Origin of the sequence: Corallococcus interemptor (genome assembly GCF_003668875.1) — a bacterium.
Lineage (GTDB): Bacteria > Myxococcota > Myxococcia > Myxococcales > Myxococcaceae > Corallococcus > Corallococcus interemptor.
Map to the genome: position 1 here is coordinate 85,352 of NZ_RAWM01000015.1, position 22,984 is coordinate 108,335.

Annotated in this window: 19 protein-coding genes; 2 read left to right on the forward strand and 17 right to left on the reverse strand. The window is 70.2% G+C overall.

Translation table 11 applies throughout. The annotated features are described in order from the left end of the window. Positions 1 to 21 precede the first annotated feature (21 nt). The 10 genes from D7X96_RS08380 to D7X96_RS08425 form a co-directional block, all read right to left on the reverse strand. Complete coding sequence (locus tag D7X96_RS08380) at positions 22 to 3,225, reverse strand: TonB-dependent receptor (RefSeq protein WP_121769429.1); 3,204 nt, start codon at positions 3,223 to 3,225, stop codon at positions 22 to 24. Between the two features lie 110 nt (positions 3,226 to 3,335). Beyond that, positions 3,336 to 3,917 carry a hypothetical protein gene (locus D7X96_RS08385; protein WP_147468262.1) on the reverse strand — a complete coding sequence of 194 codons (582 nt, stop codon included), beginning with the start codon at positions 3,915 to 3,917 and terminating at the stop codon, positions 3,336 to 3,338. Then, entirely contained in the window at positions 3,914 to 4,384 is a 471-nt protein-coding gene (locus D7X96_RS08390) for a hypothetical protein (protein ID WP_121769431.1), read from the reverse strand. Before D7X96_RS08390 ends, D7X96_RS08385 begins: the two co-directional genes overlap by 4 nt. Before the next feature lie 108 nt (positions 4,385 to 4,492). Beyond that, positions 4,493 to 5,218, reverse strand: coding sequence for an SDR family oxidoreductase (locus D7X96_RS08395; RefSeq protein ID WP_244219499.1), 726 nt, complete (start codon positions 5,216 to 5,218; stop codon positions 4,493 to 4,495). Further along, positions 5,208 to 6,599: an FAD-dependent oxidoreductase gene (locus tag D7X96_RS08400; protein WP_121769433.1), complete on the reverse strand. Its 1,392-nt coding sequence runs from the start codon at positions 6,597 to 6,599 to the stop codon at positions 5,208 to 5,210. Before D7X96_RS08400 ends, D7X96_RS08395 begins: the two co-directional genes overlap by 11 nt. Beyond that, entirely contained in the window at positions 6,586 to 7,863 is a 1,278-nt protein-coding gene (gene kynU / locus D7X96_RS08405; protein ID WP_121769434.1) for a kynureninase, read from the reverse strand. Before kynU ends, D7X96_RS08400 begins: the two co-directional genes overlap by 14 nt. After that, entirely contained in the window at positions 7,860 to 8,876 is a 1,017-nt protein-coding gene (locus D7X96_RS08410; RefSeq protein WP_120546023.1) for an amidohydrolase family protein, read from the reverse strand. Before D7X96_RS08410 ends, kynU begins: the two co-directional genes overlap by 4 nt. Further along, complete coding sequence (gene nbaC, locus D7X96_RS08415; protein ID WP_121723196.1) at positions 8,873 to 9,397, reverse strand: 3-hydroxyanthranilate 3,4-dioxygenase; 525 nt, start codon at positions 9,395 to 9,397, stop codon at positions 8,873 to 8,875. Before nbaC ends, D7X96_RS08410 begins: the two co-directional genes overlap by 4 nt. Position 9,398: 1 nt before the next feature. Next, positions 9,399 to 9,827: a RidA family protein gene (locus D7X96_RS08420; protein WP_014393721.1), complete on the reverse strand. Its 429-nt coding sequence runs from the start codon at positions 9,825 to 9,827 to the stop codon at positions 9,399 to 9,401. A 17-nt stretch (positions 9,828 to 9,844) separates the two neighbouring features. Continuing rightward, complete coding sequence (locus D7X96_RS08425) at positions 9,845 to 11,287, reverse strand: aldehyde dehydrogenase (protein WP_120546021.1); 1,443 nt, start codon at positions 11,285 to 11,287, stop codon at positions 9,845 to 9,847. A gap of 186 nt (positions 11,288 to 11,473) precedes the next feature. Here D7X96_RS08425 and D7X96_RS08430 point away from each other — a divergent pair, with 186 nt between their 5' ends. Beyond that, positions 11,474 to 12,262 (forward strand): 2-keto-4-pentenoate hydratase, encoded by a 789-nt coding sequence (locus tag D7X96_RS08430; protein WP_120546020.1) that lies wholly within the window; start codon positions 11,474 to 11,476, stop codon positions 12,260 to 12,262. A 14-nt stretch (positions 12,263 to 12,276) separates the two neighbouring features. Here the strand turns inward: D7X96_RS08430 and D7X96_RS08435 are convergent, their stop codons facing one another. The 5 genes from D7X96_RS08435 to D7X96_RS08455 form a co-directional block, all read right to left on the reverse strand. Then, positions 12,277 to 13,422 carry a bestrophin family protein gene (locus tag D7X96_RS08435; RefSeq protein ID WP_121769435.1) on the reverse strand — a complete coding sequence of 382 codons (1,146 nt, stop codon included), beginning with the start codon at positions 13,420 to 13,422 and terminating at the stop codon, positions 12,277 to 12,279. A 135-nt stretch (positions 13,423 to 13,557) separates the two neighbouring features. Continuing rightward, a complete protein-coding gene (locus D7X96_RS08440) occupies positions 13,558 to 15,801 on the reverse strand; it encodes a hypothetical protein (protein WP_121769436.1) in 2,244 nt (747 codons plus the stop codon). 60 nt (positions 15,802 to 15,861) lie between these two features. Beyond that, positions 15,862 to 17,148 (reverse strand): hypothetical protein, encoded by a 1,287-nt coding sequence (locus D7X96_RS08445; RefSeq protein ID WP_121769437.1) that lies wholly within the window; start codon positions 17,146 to 17,148, stop codon positions 15,862 to 15,864. A gap of 154 nt (positions 17,149 to 17,302) precedes the next feature. Continuing rightward, positions 17,303 to 18,817 (reverse strand): FAD/NAD(P)-binding protein, encoded by a 1,515-nt coding sequence (locus D7X96_RS08450; protein WP_120546016.1) that lies wholly within the window; start codon positions 18,815 to 18,817, stop codon positions 17,303 to 17,305. A gap of 128 nt (positions 18,818 to 18,945) precedes the next feature. Beyond that, complete coding sequence (locus D7X96_RS08455) at positions 18,946 to 19,782, reverse strand: sterol desaturase family protein (protein WP_244219500.1); 837 nt, start codon at positions 19,780 to 19,782, stop codon at positions 18,946 to 18,948. A 118-nt stretch (positions 19,783 to 19,900) separates the two neighbouring features. Here D7X96_RS08455 and D7X96_RS08460 point away from each other — a divergent pair, with 118 nt between their 5' ends. After that, the gene (locus tag D7X96_RS08460) at positions 19,901 to 20,566 is read left to right on the forward strand and encodes a TetR/AcrR family transcriptional regulator (protein ID WP_121769438.1); all 666 of its coding nucleotides are present in this window, start codon (positions 19,901 to 19,903) and stop codon (positions 20,564 to 20,566) included. Here the strand turns inward: D7X96_RS08460 and D7X96_RS08465 are convergent, their stop codons facing one another. Continuing rightward, on the reverse strand, positions 20,567 to 21,556 hold the full coding sequence (locus D7X96_RS08465) for a sensor histidine kinase (protein WP_121725268.1): 990 nt from the start codon (positions 21,554 to 21,556) through the stop codon (positions 20,567 to 20,569). It lies immediately after the preceding gene. 227 nt (positions 21,557 to 21,783) lie between these two features. Further along, the gene (locus D7X96_RS08470; RefSeq protein WP_233610244.1) at positions 21,784 to 22,614 is read right to left on the reverse strand and encodes a hypothetical protein; all 831 of its coding nucleotides are present in this window, start codon (positions 22,612 to 22,614) and stop codon (positions 21,784 to 21,786) included. Positions 22,615 to 22,984 lie beyond the last annotated feature (370 nt).

Genomic DNA, 22,984 nt, shown 5'->3' on the forward strand with positions numbered 1-22,984 from the left:
GTCCTCATGGATGTCAGGCCTCTAGAAGCTGAGCTTCGCGCCCAGGCGGATGGAGCGCGGGGCCTGGTAGGCGGTGGGCCGCTTGAAGTTGGGGTTGATGTCCGTCACGGCGATGGGCAGCCCCGTGGCGGTGGAGATGACCTTGCAGTCCGGGCTGTTCGCGGTGAGGCAGGCGGTGAGGTCCGCCGGCTTGCCGCCCTGCTCGATGGGGTACACGCGCGCGGTGCTGAAGGTCTGGTCCACGTCCGTGTACTGCTGGAAGTTGAAGAGGTTGAACACGTCCAGGGACACCGTGAGGACGTAGTCCTTCACCAGCCGCTGGTTGAGGCCCACGTGCCCGTCCACGCCGTGCACCCAGGGCAGCCGGCCCGCGCTGCCGCGCGGCAGGATGAACGTCTCCGAGCCGCTGCGGCGCGGGTGCAGGCCCAGGTAGTTGAGCGGCGCGCCGGAGCGCGCCCGGTAGTTGCCGCCCACGTTGATGCTGGTGCGAGGCCCCAGCACCAGCTCCTTCGCGGCGAACACCTTGAAGTTGTGCGTGCGGTCGCCGGGCAGCTGCCCCTCGCGGTTGACGGTGAGCGACACCAGGTCGAAGTCGCGCGTGAGGTTGGGGGACAGCTGGCCGGTGTCCGCGCGGAACAGGCCGGAGTAGTTCCCGCGCAGGGTGGACCAGGTGTAGCTGGCCTGGGCCAGCCACCCGTTGGTGAAGGCGCGCTGGAAGTAGAGGTTGACCGCGTCGTACTCGCGCTTCGCCAGCGGGAAGTCCGTGGAGTAGCCCTTGCCCGGGTTGCCCAGGAAGAAGGTGCTGCCGTCGTCGCGGCTCATGTCCTCGATGACGTCGTTGAGGTTGCGCCGGGTGTACGTGGCGCCCAGGCGGCTCGCGGTGAAGAGCTCATACTCACCGCCCACCACGAACTCGTCCGCGGACTGGGCGCGAATCTTGGGGTCCACCGGCACGCGGTCTCCGCCCTGCGCGTCCCACAGCTGGTTGGGGCTTTCCCGGCTGCCAATGGGCTGGCGGTTGGCGTTCTGGGTGCAGTCGCCCAGCAGCGAGTCCTCACGGGAGGGAACGCACGGGGGCGAGTCGTAGGTGGCGGAGAGCAGCTGCTGCTGGGGGAAGGACAGGTCCGCCATGTCCAGGGGGACGTTCTCGAAGAAGCGCGCGAAGTTGGCGAAGAGCTTGGCGCGGCCGCTCTGCGTCGGGTCGTAGATGACGCCCAGGCGCGGGGACCACTGGTTGGGCAGGTGCAGGCCCACCTCGCCGTCCAGGCCGTAGATGGTCTGCACGTCGTAGCGCAGGCCCACGTTGACGGTGACCTTGTCCAGGACGGACCAGCTGTCCTGGAGGAAGCCGCCCACGGTGGTGGACGTGGAGGTGCCCTCTTTATTGGGCAGGAACACCGGCAGGTCCGGCGCGGCCATGTAGCCGTACTGGTTGAGGGTGAAGAAGCAGTCGCCGCCGGTGCACTCCTGCCAGTGCGTGAAGCCGGTGCGCGCGCGGTTGTTGTAGAAGCTCATCCGCTCGATGTCCGCGCCGGCCTTGAGGATGTGGTGGCCCAGGGCCTCCAGCAGGTACGTGCCCATCACCTTGCCCTGCACGCGGTCCAGCCGCTGGACGCTGATGGTGCCGGGGCCACCGGTGGTGTAGCCCGTCACGGGGCAGCGCAGCCGCTGCTCCTCGGGCGTGGTGCCGCAGGCGTTGGGGGCCGGGAGCGACTCGAACTCGTTGATGGTGTGGTAGCCGGGGTTCCGGTTGCGGGTCCACGAGATGCGCGGCTTCGCGTCCAGGCCCACGCCGGAGCCCAGGTCCGAGCCGTCCGACGGGAGGATGGAGTCCGCCTGGTGGTGCCAGCCGAGCGTCGCGTCCACGAGCAGCTTCTTGTCGAAGAAGGACGAGGCCTGCTTCGCGACGATGTCCATGGCGCTGTTGCTGCGCCGGGTGGCGATGGATTCATACGCGCCCTGCACGAAGCTGGTGCACGACAGGCTGGTGCACACCTCCGGCTCGCCGTCGTCGCTGAAGGCGTACTTGCCGCTGCCGCCGGACGAGCGGGGCGTGCCGAACACGGACACGGACAGGCTGTGGTCCGGGTTGAAGTTGTAGGTGAGCTTGCCCAGGTACTGCACGCTGCGCTCGTCGGCGAAGCGGGTGGTGCGGCTGCCGTCGATGGGCGTCACCTGGGAGAAGCCGGTGGTCGGGTCCTTGCGGCGCGCGCCCACGGCGGAGCAGCCGTTGGCGGGGTCCACCTCCGAGCACAGCTCGTAGCTGCTGAGCTGGCGGTCCACCTGGATGCGATTGAAGGACGGCGCGACGCCCACGTAGAACCAGAGCTTGTCCTTGAGCAGGGGGCCGCCCAGGTCGAAGCCGAAGTCGCCCAGGTTGTGGGCGCTGCCCTGCGCGGAGATGACGCTGCCTTCGCGCAGGACATTCGTGCCGGAGCGCTGGAGCACGCCGGGCGCGTAGTTGGCGAACACGGAGCCGTGGAACTCATTGGAGCCGGACTTGGTGACGACGTTGAGCACGCCGCCGGTGGAGCGGCCGTACTCCGGCATGTAGCCGCCGGTGATGACGTTGACCTCTTTCACGAACTCCACGGACAGGGGCGTGCCCAGGGTGCCCACGCCGGGGTCGTTCACGGACAGGCCGTCCACGACGTACTGGCTCTCCGGCGACGAGCTGCCGCTGATGCTCACGCCGTAGCGGTCCTCGGTGGCGCCGGGGGCCAGTTCGGCCAGGCCTTCGAAGGAGCGGGACGCGGAGCCCTTGGTGCCGGGGCGGATGACCGCGATGTTGCGGATGAAGTCCTGGTCCACGGTGACGCCGGCGGCGCTGGAGCCCACGTCCACGCTGGGTGGCGAGCCGACGACCTCGATGTTCGAGCTCATGCTGTCCGGCGCCAGCTCCGCGTTGAAGCGGATGGTGCGGTCGATGCGCAGCAGGATGCCGTCGCGGACGTAGGGCTGGAAGCCCTGGGCTTCGAAGCGCAGCGTGTACATGCCCGGCGGAAGCTGCGGGATGCGGTACAGGCCGCTCTTGTCGGTGAGCACGGTGCGCTCGCCCTGCAGTTGGGGCGACGTGGCGGTGACGACCACGTTCTCCAGTTTCTGCTTGTCGAGTGCGTTCGCCAGGGTCCCGGTGATGACCGAGTTGCCCTGGGCCCACGCCCCGGCGCCCCACAACACGACCATGAGCCACAGCCCACGGATGAAACCGATTCGTCTGAGCACGTCCGCGCCCCTCCCGGCGAGGGGCGAACTTTGTCGCAAAACGTGAGAAATCCACCAGCCCAAATCAAAGAGACTTTGCTGTCAGAGCGGAAAACAGCTGGCCCACTGCGTCAGAGGATGTTCCAGGGGTCGGCGGTGAAGAGCGCGTGGAAGAGGGTGGTCTCCGGCGGCTTCATGAGGTTGACGTAGAGGGGGACGGGCGTCTGCGCGACTTCAAGGGGCAGTGCGGTCGCGCCGTAATGGGCTTCAATGCCACGCGCGACGATGTCCGCGATGCCACGCAGCTCCAGGGGAATGGGGCCCAGGAACGCCTTGGCGCTGCGAAGCTGATGGCCCAGGAACTCCCGGCGGACGCAATGCACCGTGTAGACCGGCGCGAGGATGCTGAGGTACCCGGCGACCGTCCAGGTGACCTGCGGCCGGTGCGTGACCTCCTCGGATGGAGGATAGACGAGCGCACCGAAGCTGGGGTTCGCCGTAGGCGGCGTGTAATCCCAGACCTTGCAATCCGGCAGTGCTCGCTGAAGTTCCTGGAGGAGCGCCTCCCAGCGGTTGAACTCCTTTCGCTTCTCGTCCCAGAGCCCTTCATACCGGACGTACTCCGGGCTGGGGTCGAGCCGGAAGTCATGGGTCTGATCCGCTCGCCAGTAGCGACGCGCGATCGCAAGCAACTCTTCAGCGGAAGGGCTCATGGTGTCTTGCCGCCGGGAGAGACGGGCGTCGTTTCCTTGCGGCAGTCCCTCGACACTTTCGAACCGCCGATGGCCCCATTGAGGGCAAGTGTGAAGGTGTTCCTGAAGTCCTCACAGGCAAGACCCAGTGCCGTGACGGGTGTCGCCGCGCTGAAGACGGTCTGGGCCGCCAGGTTCGCGCAGTCTGACGAGATGCGCTGGGCCAAAGCGATGGGGATGGGTCCCTCCTTCGCAGTCTGCATGGGAACTTCGACGCCCAGCTGACACATGAAGACCTCTCCCGAGTCGCGCCGGAGAGGCACCCGGACACAGGCGGCTCTCCATCCACCCGCTCCCGGACCTGTGTGCTCCACGATGGTGACGAACTTGAAGTGTCGAGGCTGGAGGCTTCCCTCCACCACGGTTCCGGTACTCGTCGCGCAGCCCGTGAGCAGTCCCAGGTATACCGCCCGCTTTATCGCGTCCATGGTCTTCCCCCCGGAAGACCACCGACGTCACTTCAAACTCCTTTCAACGCTCCATCGTCTCGAGGGATGGGCTGTCTCCGCTGAGACACGCGGGGCATCGTCACCGCGCTAGAAGCCCTTCAGCGCTCCACCATCGCAGGCGATGGACTGGCCGCTGATGTACGCGGCCGGCTCTGACGCCAGGAACGTCACCAGCGCCGCGAACTCCTCCGGCCTCCCCAGCCGCCTCGCCGGGATGTTCGGCGCGACCTTCTCATCCGACAGGCCCAGGTCCTTCATCCGGTCCGTCGCGTGGTAGCCCGGCAGCGCCGCGTTCACCGTGATTCCATACGGCGCCACTTCGTTGCTCAGGCTCTTCACCAGCCCCAGCAACCCCGCGCGCAGGCCGTTGGACACCGTGAGGTTGTTCATCGCCTCGCGCGCCGCCGTGGACGTCACCAGCACGATGCGGCCCCAGCCCTGCGCCTTCATGCCCGGCAGTGCTTCCTGAATCGCATCCACCGTGGCCAGCCACAGGCTCTGGAACCCTGCCTGCCATTGCTCCACCGTGATGGCCTCGAAGCCTCCGGACGGCGGGCCGCCCGCGTTCACCACCAGCACGTCCAGGCCGCCCAGCTTCTGCGTCACCTCGCGCACCAGCCCGCGCGCGGCTCCCGGCTGAGTCAAATCACACGGCACCGCCAGCGCCGCGCCCAGCTCCTTCGCCGCCTTCTGGAGCTTCTCCCCGCCTCGCGAGGACACCGCCACCGTCGCGCGCTCCTTCACCAGCGTGTCCGCGATGGCGCGCCCCAGCCCCGACGACGCGCCCGTCACCAGCGCGCGCCTACCCTTCAAGCCGAAATCCATCCGCGTGCTCCTCCATGAAAGGGGTCAGCCGGCCGCGAATCAGCTTCGCCGCCAGGTCCAGGTTCACGTCCTCCGGCCGCTTCAGGTCCTTCGCCAGCTCCGCCACGATGCCGCCCGCGATGCTGCCCACCCCGTACGCCAGCCGGTAGGGCACGCGGCTGAAGCTCACCAGCGTGTAGCGGCTGACGAACTCGCCCGGGAACGCGTTGAGCAGCACCTTCTCCACGCCCTTCTCCAGCAGGAAGCGCGGATCCGCCGTGCTGTCGCGCATCTCGATGAAGTTCTCCACCGCCATGTCCGCGATGGCGTCCGCGTTCGTCTTGCGCAGCCGCTCGAACTCGCTGAACGCCGCGGCCTGGTCCGGCTGCTTCGACAACAGCGCGTCCAGCACCACGCAGTCCTCGAAGCCGCAGTTCATCCCCTGCCCGTAGAACGGCACGATGGCGTGCGCCGCGTCGCCCAACAGCAGCGTGCGTCCGCCCGCCTGCCACGGCGCGCACTTCACCGTCACCATGTGCCCGGTGGGCCGGGAGAAGAACTCCTCCACCAGCCCCGGAATCAGCGCCTTCGCGTCCGGGAACTGCTCCTGGAAGAACGCCTCCAGCGCGGCGGGCGTCTGGAGCGACGCGAAGCTCACCGGCCCCTCCCACGGCAGGAACAGCGTGCAGGTGAAGCTGCCATCTTCATTCGGCAGCGCGATGAGCATGTACGTGCCGCGAGGCCAGATGTGCAGCGCGTGCTTCTCCATCTGGAAGCGTCCGCCCGCGCCCGCCGGAATCGTCAGCTCCTTGTAGCCGTGCCCCAGCGTCTCGGAATTCGCCTGGAAGCCCGGCTGGGACTGCATCGCCTGCCGCACCGCAGAACCCGAGCCGTCCGTGCCGAACACCACCGCGTCGCGCAGCTCGCGCGTCTCGCCCGTGGCCTCGTCCAGCACCGTGAGCCTCCCCGCCGCCGGATCCGCCTGCGTCACCCGCTGACGGAAGCGGATGGACACGCGGCCCGTCTTCTCCGCCTGCGTCATCAGGAACTGGTTCAGCCAGCCGCGCGAAATGGAATTGATGTGCTGTGAGTCGTCCTTCCCATACGGCTGGAAGGCCAGGTCTCCCTTCACCGGGTGGATGACCCGCCCGCGCATGGGGATGGCGTGCTTCAGCGCCTCCTCCTCCAGGCCCACCTGCCGCAGGGCGTGCAGGCCGCGCGTGGAGATGGCCAGGTTGATGGAGCGCCCCGCGTCCACCGTCTCGCGGCGCATGTCCGCCCGGCGCTCCAGCACCTCCACCGTGTGGCCCCGGCGGGCCAGGTACAGCGAGAGCAGCGAGCCCACCAGGCCCGCTCCCACCACCGTCAGCTTCGACTCATTCGAGGGCATGGGCCTCCAGCGCCTTCACGAAACGGAAGACGTCCAGGTACGTGTTGTAGAGGGGCGTGGGCGCGGCGCGGATGATGTCCGGCTCGCGGAAGTCGCAGATGATGCCGCCCGCGGCCAGCCGCTGGAGCAGCCGCTTCGGCTCGCCCTTGAAGCGCAGCGACAGCTGCGCCCCGCGCTGCTTCAAGTCGCGCGGCGTGGTGATGGTGACGTAGCCCGCGGGCAGCCGGTCCAGCAGGTACTCCATGTAGCCCGTCAGGTGGTCGCTCTTCGCGCGCAGGGCCGCCATGGTCGCCTTGTCGAACAGCTCCAAGGACGAGCGCAGCGCCGCCAGCTGGAAGATGGGCGGGTTGGACAGCTGCCACCCCTCCGCGCCCGGCAGCGGATCGAACGTGGGGCCCATCTCGAAGCGCGTGGCCTTGTTGTGCCCCCACCAGCCCTCGAAGCGCGGCAGCTGGGGAGAGTGCGCGTGGCGCTCGTGCACGAACACGCCGCCCAGGCTGCCCGGTCCGCCGTTGAGGTACTTGTACGAACACCACACCGCGAAGTCCGGCCCGTCGTCGTGCAGCGACAGCTTCAGGTTGCCCGCCGCGTGCGCCAGGTCGAAGCCCACCATGCAGCCCTGCGCGTGTCCCGCGCGCGTGATTTCGCGCAGGTCGAACGCCTGCCCGGTGAGGTAGTTCACGCTGCCCAGCATCACCAGCGCGAGCTCCTTCCCGTGCCGCTCGATGGCCTCCAGGATGTCCTCGGAGCGCAGCGTGTTCTCACCCTCGCGGGGCATCAGCCGGACGATGGCCTCCTTCGGGTCGTAGCCGTGGAAGCGCGCCTGCGACGCCACCGCGTACTGGTCCGACGGGAAGGCGCCGCCCTCAATCAGGATCTTGAAGCGCTCGCGCGTGGGCCGGTAGAACGACACCATCATCAGGTGCAGGTTCACCGACAGGGTGTTCATCACCACGACTTCCAGCGGCTGCGCGCCCACCACGCGCGCCACCATCTCCGTGAGCAACTCGTGGTAGGGCAGCCACGGGTGGCGGCCGTGCATGTGGCCCTCCACGCCCAGCCGCTCCCAGTCCTCCATCTCCATCTGCACGTACTTGCGCGCCTTGCGCGGCTGCAGCCCCAGCGAATTGCCCGCCAGGTAGATGGACGGCGCGCCGGAGGGGGCCGGAGGGAAGAGGAACTCGTCGCGCAGGGGCCTCAGCGGATCCGCCGCGTCCTGGCCGTAGGCGAACACATCGGAGTTCTCGTAGACAGGGGCCGTCATGGTGCGAAGTCCTCGTGCGAGCGCCCCAGCCACTCCAGGGCATTTCGGGACAGCAGCCGCTCGCGCACCGAAGGCGCCAGGTCCGTCAGCGACTCGATGAGCGTGCCGGGCCGCTCCTCGCCCAGCGGGAAGGGATAGTCACTGCCCAGCGCCACCTTGTCCGCGCCAAACAGCTTCACGATGGAGCGCAGCGTCTCCGCGTCGTGCACCAGCGAGTCCACCCAGAACCGCCCCAGGTAGTCGCGCGGCGCGACCTTGTTGTCCACCGCGACCAGGTCCGGGCGCACTTCAAAGCCGTGCTGGATGCGGCCCAGCGTGCCGGGGAACGCGCCGCCGCCGTGCGCGAACGCGAAGCGCAGCTTGGGCAGCCGCTCCATCACCCCGCCGAAGATGAGCGAGCAGATGGCCAGCGACACCTCCGCCGGCATCCCCACCAGCCACGGCAGCCAGTACTTCGTCATCTTCGCCTCACCCATCATGTCCCACGGGTGCACGAAGACGGCCGCGCCCAGGTCGCTCGCCGCCTGGAAGAAGGGGAAGAGGGCCGGGTCGGACAGGTTCAGGTCGTTGACGTGGCTGCCAATCTGCACGCCCGCGAACCCCAGCTCCCGCACGCAGCGCTCCAATTCCTTGACCGCCAGGCCGGTGGATTGGAGCGGCACCGTGCCCAGGCCCACGAAGCGTTTGGGCGCCGTCGCCACCGCGCCGGCCAGGTGGTCGTTGAGGAAGCGCGCCACCTCCAGGCCGTCCTGAGGCTTCGCCCAATAGCTGAACAGCACCGGGACGGTGGACAGCACCTGCACCTGGACGCCGTGCGCGTCGCACTCGGTGACACGCTGCTTCGGGTCCCAGCAGTTGCTTTCAATCTCGCGGAAGAACTTCCCGTCGTCCCGCATCATCCGCGCGCGGCAGGGCGCGTGGTGGTCCAGCGTGATGAAGCCGCCGTAGCCGAAGCGCTCGGCGAAGCGGGGGAACTCCGGGGGGAGCAGGTGCGTGTGGATGTCGACCTTCACTTGGGCGCACCACCCCGCGTCACCTTCGTGCCGCACTTCCTGCACGTGCAGTGGTCGGGGTTGCCGTAGAAGTGCTCGAACACCGGCGGCAGCTGCGTCACCAGGTTGGTGACGTGCAGCGATTCTTCATAGAGCTTCTCGCCGCACTTGGGGCACAGCCAGAGGAAGGAATCCAATTCCTGCGGCTGGCGGCGGCGCTCCAGCACCAGGCCAATGGTGTTCGGGGGGCGCTGCGGCGAGTGCGGCACCTTGGGCGGCAAGAGGAAGATTTCCCCCTCGCGGATGGGGATGTCCTGCACCTGCCCGTCATCGATGACGCGCAGGGTGATGTCGCCCTCCAGCTGGTAGAAGAACTCCTCGCCCTCGTTGACGTGGAAGTCCGTGCGCGCGTTGGGGCCGCCCACCACGGTGACCATGAAGTCCCGGTCCGCCCAGACCTGCTGGTTGCCCACGGGCGGCTTGAGCAGGGGGCGGTGCTCGTCGATCCACTTCTTGAAGTTGATGGGGGTCAGTCGGCCCATGTCACTCGTCTCCAATGGTGGCGATGCACTTGAGTTCAATCGCGATGGGGGTGGGCAGCGCGTTGATCTCCAGCGTGGTGCGGCACGGCGGGTTGTCCTTGAAGTACTCCGCCCACAGCCGGTTGTACGTGGGGAAGTCCCGCTTCATGTCCGTGAGGTACACCGTCACGTCCACCAGCCGCTCCCACGACGAGCCCGCGTCCTCCAGGATGTAGCGCACGTTGCGGAACACGGAGTGGCACTGCGTCTCGATGTCGTACGAGACGATGTTGCCCGCCGCGTCCAGCTCCACGCCCGGGATGGCCTTGCTGCCGCGCTCGCGCGGGCCCACGCCGGACAGGAACAGGAGATTTCCCACACGGCGCGCGTGGGGATAGAGCCCCACCGGCTCCGGGGCCTTCTTCGAATCGATCCGCTCGCCAGCGCTCACGTGTGGCTCTCCCAGGCTCAAAGCTTGATGCAGACGTTCTTGGGCTCGGTGAAGAAGCGCAGCGCGTCCCAGCCGCCCTCGCGGCCCACGCCGGACTCCTTCACGCCGCCAAACGGCGTGCGCAGGTCGCGCAGCATCCAGGTGTTCACCCAGACGATGCCGCTGTGCAGCCGGGACGCGAAGCGGTGCGCGCGCGTCAGGTCCTTCGTCCACACGCTGCCGGCCAGGCCGTAGCGCGTGGAGTTGGCCCACGACAGCACCTCCTCCTCGTCGTCGAAGGGCATCAGCGTGGCCACCGGACCAAAAATCTCTTCCTGGTTCGTGCGGCACGTGGGCGCCAGGCCCTCCACCAGCGTGGGCTCGATGAACCAGCCGTTCGCGCAGCGGCCGGGCACGCTCGCGCGCTGGCCGCCGGTGAGGATGTGGCCGCCCTCCTGCTTCGCGAGCGCGATGTAGCCCATCACCTTCTCGAAGTGCTCTCGCGACACCAGCGCGCCCTGGTCCGTGCCGTCCACCAGCGGGTCACCGACCTTGAGCGCCTGGGTGCGCGCGACCAGCGCATCCTTGAAGCGCGGATACAGCGAGCGCTGCACGAAGATGCGCGGGCCGCACAGGCAGATCTGGCCCTGGTTCGCGAAGGACGAGCGCAGCGTGGTGGCCAGCGCCTCGTCGAAGTCGCAGTCCGCGAAGATGACGTTGGGATTCTTCCCGCCCATCTCCAGCGACAGCTTCTTGAACGCAGGCGCGGCCACGCGGGCAATCTCCGCGCCCGTGCGCGTGCTGCCGGTGAAGGAGATGGCGCTGACGTCCGGGTGGCGCGTGAGCGGCCCGCCGACGTGGGGCCCCAGGCCGTGCACCAGGTTGAGCACGCCCGGCGGCAGCCCCGCGTCGCGGCACACCTGCGACAGGAGGAAGGCCGTCATCGGGGTGACTTCCGACGGCTTGGCCACCACGCAGTTTCCGGCCGCCAGCGCGGGGGCGATCTTCCACGTCAGCAGGTACAGCGGCAGGTTCCACGGCGAGATGCAGCCCACCACGCCCAGCGGCGAGCGCAGCGTGTAGTTGAGCGCCACGCCGTCCATGGGGTGCGCTTCACTGGAGAACTGCGTCGCCGCGTCCGCGAAGAACTCGAAGTTGAGGACGCTGCGCGGGATGTCCACCGTGCGCGCCACCGACAGCGGCTTGCCCGTGTCGATGGACTCCGCCCGCGCGAAGGCGTCCAGGCGTTCGTGGATGAGGCCCGCGATGCGGCGCAGGTAGCGCGAGCGCTCGATGGCCGGCAGGGCGGACCACGCGGGGAAGGCCCGGCCCGCGGCCTCCACGGCGGACTGCACGTCCACCTCGCGCGAGTCCGGCACGTGCGCGTAGAGCTGGCCCGTCGCGGGCTCGGGCTTGTCCAGCCACTGGCCGCCCGCCGCGGGCACCAGCTCGCCACCGATGTAGTTGAGGACCTTCTCCAAGGCAGCGCCCTCCTTCAGGGAGACGCGGCAATGTATGTCGCGGCCGTCCGAAGCCTCCAGGATTCCGAACGGCTGGCGTCGGATGGCGCTCGCTTGCGCGGCCGTCTGGCTCCCAGCGCGTTGGGGACCCGCTCCACAGGTGAATCCTTGGTGGAATTGCGGGCCGGGCATGGAAAAGATTCGCGCATGACCTCGACTGTGGATGTGGCGGGCCTGGCTGGAATCCTGGACGCGGCGCGGCGCGAGCGCCGTGAGGTGCCGCCCCTGTCGCACGCGCACCCGCACCTGACGGTGCCGGACGGCTACGCGGTGCAGGCGGAGGGCATCCGGCTGCGCGAGGCCCAGGGCGAGCGGGTGGTGGGCCTGAAGATGGGCTTCACGTCGGAGGCGAAGCGCAAGCAGATGAACCTGGGCTCGCCCATCTTCGGCGTGCTCACGGACCGGATGCGCGTGCAGCCCGGCGGCGTGGTGCGCGTGGGCGCGGGCATCCACCCGCGCATCGAGCCCGAAATCGCCTTCCGCACGTCGAAGGAGCTCAAGGGCACCGTCACGCGCGATGAAGTGCTGGACGCGTGCGAGGCCGTCTTCGCGGCCATGGAGGTCCTGGACTCGCGCTTCGTGGGCTTCAAGTACTTCAGCCTGCCGGACGTGGTGGCGGACAACGCGTCGTCGTCGCTGTTCGTGCCGGGCACCCTGGAGCGGGGCCCGCGCGAGCTGGACCTGACGAAGCTCCAGATGCGCATGGAGGTGAACGGCAAGGTGGAGGGCGAGGCGCGCTCGGACGCCATCTCCGGTGACCCGGTGGTGTCCCTCATCCAGCTGTGCGCGCTGCTCGCGGAGCGCGGCCAGGTGCTGCCCGCCGGGAGCCTGGTGCTGTCCGGCGCGGCCACCGCCGCGTACCTGATGAAGCCCGGCGACCACGTGCGGCTGACCGTGGACGGGCTGGGCACCGTGGAGGTGACCGCGGCGCCCTAGTCTGGCGACCGGCTTCAGTACAGCAGGCCGTCCTTGGGCTGGACGGGCGGAGGCAGCTCGGCTTCGCCCAGCATCTGCCGCAGGTTGATCTCGATGGTGCGGCAGAGCGCCGTCATGGGCGTGTCGCTGACGGCGTCCTCGAAGGGGTTCTCCACGTCGCGGCCCACCGCGTCCATGGCGATGAAGAGGAACGCGATGATGGCGGTGACGAGCGGCGTGAGCACGCCCAGGTCCGCCACGACGCCCAGGGGCAGCATGGTGAGGTAGGCGCGCACCATGGCGTGCGGGAGGATGTCGTACTGGCGGGGCAGGGGCGTGTTCTTGATGCGCTCGCACGCGCCCAGGGAGTTGGTCAGCTCCGTGAGCGTCTCGTCCAGCGACACGCGCATGTAGACCTTCTCCGGGTGGTCGATGTCGCTGTAGATGCGGCGCATGCGCGTGCCCATCCACAGGAGGATGGCGGCGGGCACGTTCTGCTCCACGCGCAGCGCCTCCAGCACGGACGGGCGGAAGAACGGGGTGATCTCCGGGAAGGGATCCTGCCGCCGCAGATGGCAGCGCAGCGCGTTCACGAAGCCCACCTGCGCATAGACCAGCTCGCGCGCGTCCTCGGTGATGCCCTCGAACATGCTGGGGATGCCCCGGGGGGACTCCACGCCCGGGTGGAGGAACGTGGCCAGGTTCGCGCGAGGCGCCCCCGGGCCGCGCAGGTCGCGCGCATGGCCGAACTGGTCTCGCACCGCGCCGTCGCTCACCTTGGACCAGGCGGGCGCCAGCGCGGGCCCCTCCGGCTGCACGGCCACCTGGACCAGGCGGGACGCGGCGGAGGGCGTCTCCGGGGTGCCGTCGCTGCGCTGGGCGCGGGGCGCGGGCAGGAACGTCAGCACCTGCCGGGCGAGCGTGCGTGACGCGTTCACCAGCCCGCCCCAGATGGTGCGCGCCTCCCACCAACGCTCATAGGCGGAGTTGTTGCGGAAGCCGAGCAGCACGCCCAGCGCCGCGGCCAGCAGCGTCACCGGCAGCGCCGGCACCGACAGCCACGGGGTGTTCAACACCTCGTAGCCCAGCGAGATGGCCAGCGCGATGACGATGTGGACGACGACAGGGCGCCCCGTGTAGCGAAGGATGATCCGCCAGGACAGCATCCGACCGACGATCATCTCGCGGGGCTCCTCGGCATGGCCGTGTGCGTGAGGAGCTGGATGTAGTGATGCCCGCACGACGCGGCAATGCGCCGCGTCACCTGCGAGCCCCCATTCGGCCGGAAGCGGACGGAAGGGGGCCCGGTGCGCCCGTCAGGCCCGCGACTTGGAGAAGACGATGCTCGTGCCCGTGCCCGGCACCGTCACGGTGAAGGTGCGCTCCACGGTGGCCAGGCCGTTGCCGCCGCGCGACGCCAGCTCCAGGAAGAACGCGCCCGTGGTCTTCAGGTGGAAGGACTGGGCCCACGACTGGGACAGGTCCTTGAACGTGCCGGCGAAGACGGAAGGCGAGCGCTGCTCGCTGTTGCGCAGGTCCAGGAGCCCCGCGCGCAGGTCGCGCCACTTGGACACGGTGCCGGGGTTCTTCTGGATGATCTCCGCGAACGTCAGCATGCCGTTGCCCAGCTGCCCCTCGGTGTACGCGAAGGTCCCGACGAGCGGGTTGTTCTTCAGGTGCGCGGCGGCCGTCCTCGCGGCGTCGGCGGCGGACCAGTTGTGCGCCAGGTACTCCTTCCACAGGGGCGCGTAGACGGACTCGCGCACGGTGGGCCGGTCGCGGCACTGCACGTTGTACCAGGGCAGGGCGCGGGCCAGCGCGCGGGCGAAGGCGGAGTGGGCATCCGGATCCGCCGCGTGCTGGATGACGTCGCGCAGCGTCCGGTTGTCCAGCTTCAGCTCCACGCGCGTCTCAATCTCCTTGCCGCCGGAAGCGTCGCGGATCCGCTTGAGGACCTCCTCCTCCTCGGCGTCATCCAGCGCGCCCCACACGATGGCCTCGTCCACGGCCTGGCGCAGGTCGTGGTCCGACAGCTTGCGCGCGTCGTGGGCCAGCAGCAGGTACAGGCCCAGGTCGAAGTCAGCGACGGTGGGGGACTTGCGGAACTCCGCCATGTCCGCCTTGAAGTCCGCCGTCCAGTGCATGTACGGCGTGAGCAGCGTGCCCTTGTAGCCGCGCACGCCCAGGAACGAGATGCGCTGGGGCGACTCCTTCTCCAGGCTGTTGCGCTGCACCACCTGGGTGAGCTCGCGCGTGTCGCTGCCGCCCAGCGCCCACTTGCCCAGCTTCAGGGAGAAGCCCCAGGCCTTGGACTCCTTGTTGACCTCCTTGAGCAGGCACTGCTCCAGCGCCATCCCTTCCGCCTGCATCTTCTGCATCGCGCTGTCCATCCGCCCGGACACGAGCAGCGGGTGCAGCGTGCGGGCCTGCGCGTCGGTGCACACGGTGGACAGGAGCGTGGTCTGCTCGCGCAGGCGCAGGTATTCGTAGCGGAAGCCCAGCTCGAACTTGGACTCGGCCAGCGCCTGGACGCGCGTGCGCACGTCCGCGCGCAGCTTCTCCCACTGCGTGCGCAGCGCCGTGGTGTTGGCCTCCAGCTCTCCGAAGCCCAGCCGGTCCAGGATGATGCGCAGCACCTTCGTCTCGTTCTCGGAGAGGGTGTGCGCTTCCAGCTTCGTCATCAGGGAGTCGAACTCGGACAGCGGCACCGACAGCAGTCCTTCGAGGACGTGCTCCACCTGGGTGACGAGGGCGGCCGGGTCGGTGAGGCTGGCCTCCACGTGGAGGCTGGCCGTCACGCCGGCCTCGCGCGCCACCACCTTCTTCACCTGCACGCGCACCTGGCCGGCCGCGGGGCGGGAGAAGATGACGGCGTAGTCGTCCACCACCTTCACCTTCGCGGACACGGTGGCGCCCGCCTTGGCCTCGAAGGCGACCATCGTGCTGGCGGACAGGAGCTTCGTCAGCGTCTGGAGGTTGGACGTGTAAACGTCCGTCCAGTCCAGCGTCGCGGTGACGGACAGCTCACCGCGCGCCTGGAAGGCGATGGCGTCCCCCACGCCCAGCTTGTCCAGCGACGCCGTGAGCAGGGGCAGCCGCAGCTCCGGCGCGTCCTTCTTCAGCGCGTCGCGCGCCTTCGTGTCCTGCGTGTGCCGGTGGTAGTCCGCCAGCAGCACGCGCACGTCGCCGTTGGCCGCCAGCGCCACGTAGGGCAGCGGGAAGCCGACCTCCGCCTTCACGCGCGCCTCCACGCCGTACTTCAGCCATGCGTTGTCGCCGCCGTAGACGAGCGCCGGGGCCAGCTGCGTCGCCGAGCCGCCCGGGGCGCCGGCCGGAGCCTCACCCACGACACCGGCCGCGTCCACGTCCGCGGGGGCGTCATAGCCCTCCACGAAGCCGCGCGCGGACACGTCGAAGGCGAACGTCAGGGGGCCCAGCTTCTCCCCGGCGGGGAGCGCGTAGCTGGCGGTCGGCAATTCCACGCGGATGTCCGAGCCCTTGAGCGGCGCATCCGGCAGCACCTTCGACACTTCGTCCAGCAGCACGAGCTTCCACGACATGACGGCTCCCTCCCACGACGTCCACGGAAAGGCCGCATCCTACATCGCCGGTCGGACGTGTCAGGGCACGTCGTGGACCTGCTGGAGCAGGGGCGCTCCGTCCGCCTTCACGACGATGGGCTCCGGCATCAGCCCCTGGACGCACGAGCGGATCTGCGCCTCGGACTCGTCCACGCGCTCCAGGACCAGCGACGTCGTGCGGGTGGGGAGCGCGCGCGGCCACTGGCCCCCTTGCGCGCGGGCCGCGTCGACCTCCGCCAGGGCGATGAGGGACTCGGAGCGCAGCGCGCGCAGGTCCAGCGCCTCCTGGTCCTCGGACGACAGGCGCACCGACGGGGCCTCCGCCTGGCGGAAATACGCCCCGGCGGTCCGCGCCTCCAGGGCCGTCAGCGCGCGGCGGCGCTCCTCCGGCGGTTGATCCGCCACGGCGATGAGGCGGTCCGCGTCCTCCACCCACTGGCGCCACTGGAGCCGGCGCCGCAGGGCCCGGGGCTGCCCGGGCGCGTCGAACCACGTGGGCGGCAGCGCGGCGCGGCCTTCCTCGGTGAGCAGGTCGCGGAAGGCGTGCAGCTGCGCGGCGACGGACTCCTCGTGCAGCGTCAGGGACACCGGCGGGATGCCCTCGTGCAGCCGGGTGAGCTGGGAGATGGCCTGGCGCTTGCGGGTCAGCGAAGCCGAATCGAGCGCGTCCGCGCAGGCCCGCCACGCCCGCGTGTAGCCCGACGCGGACAGCCGCTGCCCCACGAGCCCGCCGCCCAGGGCCAGCTCCCGGCTGAGCGCGAGCGTGTCCACGCACGTGTCCACCGCCAGGTCCGCGTCTCCGCGCGACACGAGCAGCCGCGTCTCCAGCGCCGCGTCCTCCACCACGCGCCGGAGCGCCTGGAGCAGCGCGTCCCGGCGGGACACCTCCGGACCGGACAGGGGACGCAGGTCCTCCGGGAGCCCGCCGGACTCCGCGTGGGTGGCGGCGAGCACCTGCCGCATCAGCGGGCGGCCCCGCTCCAGGGCGTCGCGGCGGGAGGCGGGGAGGTCCGTCACCGGAGCGTGGCCTTCCAGCACGGCCTCGAGCGTCTCGGCCTCCGCGTCGGTGAGGGCCGGGGCTTCACGGGCCTGCTGGAGCAGCGCGGGCAGGAGCGGCGCCATCGCGTCCCCGAAGCTGCCGGGCCGTGAGGGGGTGACGTGCACCGGGCGCGGGTGTTCCGCCTGCGTCAGGATGTTCACCTCGCGCAGCAGCCGCTCCTCCAGCGCGTCGGTGCGAAGGTGCTGGTGCGCCAGCGCCCCGAGGCTCACGAGGACGGACAGGGTCACGCCTCCCATGAGGGCGGGGAGGGGGCGCTTCAGGGCCATCGGGATGGGACTCCAGGAGGGGGGCCCGGAATGTCGCACGAAACGCCAGGGCCCTACAGCCTCCCCCCGGAGGCGCCGTCAGCTGGCGAGCAGGACGCCCACTCGCGCCTGTCAGGTCCGCTACCTGGCAGGCAGGTGTGGGTGACGCTGTCGCTCAAGGTGCGGCGGTGGAGGCCGCTTCGGACGTGGCGGTCCGGGACTCGCCCAGCCGGCGCAGGAGCAGGTCCGCCAGGTCGCGGGCCTGCGAGCGGATCTCCGGCACGGCGGTGGTCTCCCACAGGTCGCCCCGGCGCGTCGGGCCCAGGGTGAAGAGGTGGGGGGACGGCTGGCCGCGCGCGTCCAGCACCGCGCCGTCGGACGCCGTCGCCAGCCCCATGCCCAGCGCGTCCGGGCGGGCCTGGCCCGACTCCAGCAGGCCGCGCATGACGGGCTGGCCGCGCGAGGCCGGGTTCGACTCGGGGCCGGTGCAGTTGATGACGTGCTGCACGCGCAGCACCCGGGGCTCGCGCGCGCCCCGGGGGCGCAGGTGGACCGCCACCGCGTCCGGCTCCAGCTCGAAGCGCAGCACGTGGCCCGCGTGGAGCACCAGCCGTCCGTCGCGCCGCCACGCGTCCAGCACGTCGTGGATCTCCGGCGCCATGCGGTGGCGGTGCACCTCCCAGTACGCCCGCAGGTGGCGCAGGAAGCGCCGCCGCTCCGGCTCCGACAGCCGCTGCCACAGGGGCGTCGTCACCGGCCGCAGCGCGTCCACCGCCGCGCGCCAGTCCGCGCCCGCCGCCGCCTGCGCGTCCACCTCCTGGCGCAGGGTGCGCAGCACGTCGCGGACGCGCAGCGTGCTGAAGGGCACCACGTCCTCCGCGTCAGGGGACGCGGTCTCCGCGTCGCGACAGCGGTCCATCTCCCGGCGCACCGAGCGCAACAGCTCGCGGATGCGCAGGGGCTCCGCCGCCGCGGGCGTCTTCGCGCCGTGCGCGCGGTGCGGGTGCGGCAGCAGGCCGTGCCGCGACAGCGCGTGCACCGGGCCCTGGTGCCCGCGCTCGCCCAGCGACAGCACCGTGTCCACCATGGTGAGCGCCGTGCCGATGAGCAGCACCGACTCCCCGGAACCAATGCCCTCCAGCGCCCCGGCCATCCACGGCGAGCGGTGGTAGCGCGGGCTCGCGTACAGCCCGCCATCCGGCACGCGCAGGTCCGCGGGCAGCGCGTTGCCCAGCGCGAGCACCCCGCTGCGCGCCTCCAGGCGCTGGCCATTCGCGAGCGTCACCCGCACGCCGTCCGCCGTGTCCTCCACCGCCGTCACTTCCGCGCGCGGCGTCTCCAACCGGACGCCCGGCGCGGCGCGCGCGGCGGTGTCCTTCAGCAGGGACTCCAGGTACTGGCCATAGCGGCGGCGCTCGGCGAAGGCGGACGGCGGCGTGTCCGGCGACTCCACGCGCAGCCAGCGCACGAAGTGCTCCGGGTCGTCGACCCACGCGCTCATGCGGCCGGCCGGCACGTTGAGCAGGTGACGGGCGCTGGTGGTCGAGTACGCCACCCCCCGCCCCAGCCGCTCCCCGCGCTCCACCAGGGCCACGCGCAGGGGCGAACGGGCGCCCCGCAAGAGATTGGCCGCGAGCAGCGTCCCGCTGGCGCCCGCGCCGATGATGATCACGTCCTGCCGTGAGTGCACCGCCCGATTGTAGGTCCGGCCCCCCCGGATGCCATCCCTCCCGGGCGTCGTCTTCCGCCCGGACTGTCCGTCGGCCCACGGCCGCTGGCCCTCCAGGACCGCCGTGGGACGTCGGGGCGCGACGGACCTCAGAGCGCCTGACGCGCCTCGGGCACCGCGGGGACGGAAGGGGCAGGGGGCGGCACCGCCAGCCGCTCTCCCATGCGCGTCAGCCCCTCGCCATCCCGGGCGCGCGCGTGCACCTGGGGATAGTCGGGGAACGCGGTGCCGAACCACCGGTCCAGCACCACGGTGTAGAGGCCATAGTGGCCCTGGTAGCGCGCATGGTGCAGCGCGTGGAACGTGGGGGTGAAGAGGACGCGGCCCACCCAGGACGTCACGAAGCGCTTGGGCAGCCACTCCGTGTTGCCGTGCCCGAACGCGTTGAGAACGTAGTTGGTCAGCATGTAGGCCAGCACGCCCACCTGCGAGCCGGGGAACAGGTGCATGGCCGCGAAGTGCATGCCCAGCCCGCCGCCCATCAGCACCACCCGCTCCACCACGGAGAACGACAGCGCGGTGAGCGGCTCCGTCACCTGCGCGACGTGGTGCTGCGCGTGGAAGCGGTAGAAGCGCGGCAGGTGCAGCAGCCGGTGCGTCACGTAGAACCAGACCTCGAAGCCCACGAACATCCACGCGTACGACCACAGCGCCGTGGAGAGGCTGAAGGGCCCGTACAGGGGGCCGGTGAAGGACCGGAAGGCCCCGATGAGCACCGCGTCCGTCAGCACCACGCCCGCCGCCGCCAGCGCCTCGCTGCGCAGCTGCCCCTGGGACAGCTCCCGCCGGTAGACCCGGAAGCGCGCCGCCCACCGCGTGCGCCACACCAGCCACCCGCCCACCACCGTCAGCAGCTTGAGCGTCCCCGAGATGAGCAGGACCCCCAGGAACAGCACCGGCAGCGACGGACTCTGAGGCAGCAGCATCAGCATCACGGACCTCCCCGGACACCCCATGGATAGGGCCCGCCCGGAGTTGTTGTCAACTTTGACAATAGTGTCCGTGCATTGAACGACGAAGCCCGGTGATTAGGATGTGCGGCCGATGGCAACCAAGCGTTCCCAGGGCCGCGCTCCGGCCCGGCGCAAGCGCCGCACCCCGGAGGAGGCGCGCGAGGCCATCCTCCAGGCCGCCGAGCCGCTGCTGATGGAGCAGGGGCCGGACCGGGTGGGGCTGCAGGCGGTGGCGAAGGCGGCGGGGGTGAGCCACGCGCTCGTCACGCACTACTTCGGCACCTATGAGGCCCTGGTGCGCGAGGTGCTCCTGCGCCGCAACGAGCTGATGGTCGCGTCCTTCCGGGAGCAGCTGCTCGCGGCGGAGGCGCCGCCGGACGCAGGCCAGCTGCTGGAGCGCTTCTTCTCCATGGTCCAGCAGGGAAGGCACGGCCGGCTGATGGCCTGGGCGCTGCTCAGCGGCCGCGCCGAGCACATGCCGCTGGCCCCCGCCCAGGGGCTGCGGCTGCTGGCGGACGCGCTGGAGTTCCAGTCCGGCCGCGTGGCGGAGGCGCAGGGCACGCCGCCGCCGTCGCGCGAGACCGTGGACATGACGCTCATCGTGGCGCTGTGCGCGTCGCAGTGGTTCATGCTCGCGCGCGAGATGCTGCTGCCCGTGATGGGCCACCCGGCGGACGCGGGCTCGGACGCGAAGTTCCGCGAGGTGCTGGGCGGGATGCTCCAGCGCTCGCTCGGGGTGAAGCCCCGCGAGGGCTGATCAGGTCCAGTCGGCCTGCGAGCGCTGCGCCTGCACGAAGGCGCCCGCCACCGGCAGGGTCACGCGGAAGACGCTGCCCCGGCCGGGCGCGCTCTCCATGGTCAGCGTGCCGCCCAGCGAGGTGACGATGCCATGGCACACCGCGAGCCCCAGCCCCGTGCCCACGCCCAGCGGCTTGGTGGTGAAGAAGGGGTCGAAGATGCGCTCGCGGTGCTCCGGCGCGATGCCGCAGCCGGTGTCGCGCACCTCCACCAGCACGTGGCCGGGCTCACCGGGACGCGCCACCACGCGCACCTCGTTGCCCTCCGCGTTGCCCGGGGGGATGGACTGCGCCGCGTTGAGCAGCAGGTTCAGGAACACCTGCCCCAGCCGCGAGCCGTTGCCCTGCACCGGCGGCACGCCTTCGCACTCCACCACCAGCCGCGCGCGGTGCCGCAGTTCGTGCATGGCCATCTTCGCGGCCGTGCGCACCACCGCGGCCAGTTCCGCGGGCCCGCTGCCCACGTCCTCCGCGCGCGACAGCGTCTGCAAATCCCGCACGATGAGCCGGATGCGCTCCGCGCCGTCGCGCGTCTCCGCCAGCGCTTCCAGAATCTCCTGCCGGTCCTGCTCCGACAGGCGCTCCTTCTGCTGCAGCTCCTGGTGGATGTACTCCAGGTTGCTCAGGATGAAGGCCAGCGGGTTGTTGATTTCATGACCCACGCCCGCCGCGATGCGCCCCAGCGCGATGAGCCGGTCCGCGAAGAGCAGCTGGGTCTGCGTCGCGTGCAGCTGCTCCAGGCTGCTGGACAGCTTCGCGTTGGCGGCCTCCAGCGCCGCGGTGCGCTCGCGCACCGTCTCTTCCAGGAGCCGGTTGTCCGCGCAGGGCGTCTCCACGGCGCACCGGGCCTGGGACCCGGGGCCGGGGCCCAGGCGCTCGAAGGCCTGACGGAGCGTGCCCCGCCGCCGCGCCATCACCGTCAACCGCCCGACCTTCGCTCGTAACGTCATCGCGGCCCGCTCCCACCCACACGTCCATCCGAGGCCGTCACCGTTCCTCGTGGCGGGGGTCCCCGACTTCGGGCGCGGCCTGCGGAGGACCATCCAACACCGCCGCCTCGTGCCCGGCAAGCTGTGCGCGAGTACGGGGTGACGTCGGGCCGACACCGCGCGGCTTCACATCCCAGCTGTCATTTTCCACTGGGAAATCCAGGCGCGCGCGGGCGGTACGTCGGGCTTCAGGCGCCGCAGTCCGCGCGGCAGCTGTCCGCGGTGTTGCCGGAGCCCGGCTTCTCGGTGAACTGGCAGACGCCGTCGCCGCAGCGGAACAGCTCCACCGGCTGCACGCGCGTGGTGATGACCGGGTACGTCTTCCCGTTGTACGTGCACTGCGTGTAGTAGGGCTTGCTCGGGTCGCTCTTCGTACAGAACTGCGCGCAGCTGCCAATGTTGGTGATGGGCGCGCAGGTGTCCGCCTTCAGCGTCAGGCCACACGCGCGCGTGGAGCTCTCCGCCGTGCTGAAGTCCCGGTCGCGCGCCGCGAACAGGCCCTCGTTCGCGAAGAGGTTGCCGAAGAAGCAGGCCTCCTTCTCGCTGAACAGCGAAAGCTCTTCCGCGGACCAGGCGACCTCCGCGCCCGACGCCGTGCGGCCCAGCGCGGACAGCGGGATGTGCATCCCGTACTTGTTCGCGTGCGCCGCCAGGCACGCGCTCACCACCTGCTGCTCCGCCACCGTCGCGGGCTTGCCGGAGGACCAGCCCGGCGCCAGCCCCAGGCTGCCCTGCCACGTGTAGCTCGTCCCCGTGGCCGTGGACTGGAAGGTGCGCGTCTCGCCCTCGGGCACCGCGCACTTCACGACGTACGCCATCACCATGGCCGCGTCCGCGTTCTGGTTGAACCAGTCGTTGAAGCTCGCGGTGGCCAGCCCGTTGAGCGTCATCCCGTTCAACGTCATCCCGTTCAACGTCATCCCGTTGAGGGTCATGCCGTTCAGGGTCATGCCGTTGTCCACCTGCTGTGCCTGATCCACCGACGCGAAGCGGGCCTCACTCGCGGCGTCCTCCGGCATCGCGCCGCAACCCACGAGGGCGATGAGCGCCCCCGTCAGCAGGACCGACGTCAGGGGTTTGCGTGAAGTGGTGGGGGTTGACCACTCGCTGCATCCATTACCAGGCCGAAAAGCAGGGGTGAGGCGCATGTTGGGGGCTCCCGCTCGGGGGTCGTCGGAGGTCCGACTTCCAGAATGTCAGGCAGTCCAGGCTTTCAGCCAGAAAGGTGCTGAAACTGTCAGACAGGGGAATCGTGACGGATTCAGGATCGGAAATAAATACGTCTCCGTCAAAAAATTATTGTGTGGGTCCAATTCGCACGGGGCCAGGGTAGGGCCGTGAAGGGCATGGAACCACCACCGAAGACATGTGTGTTGGAAGGCGGGGGAG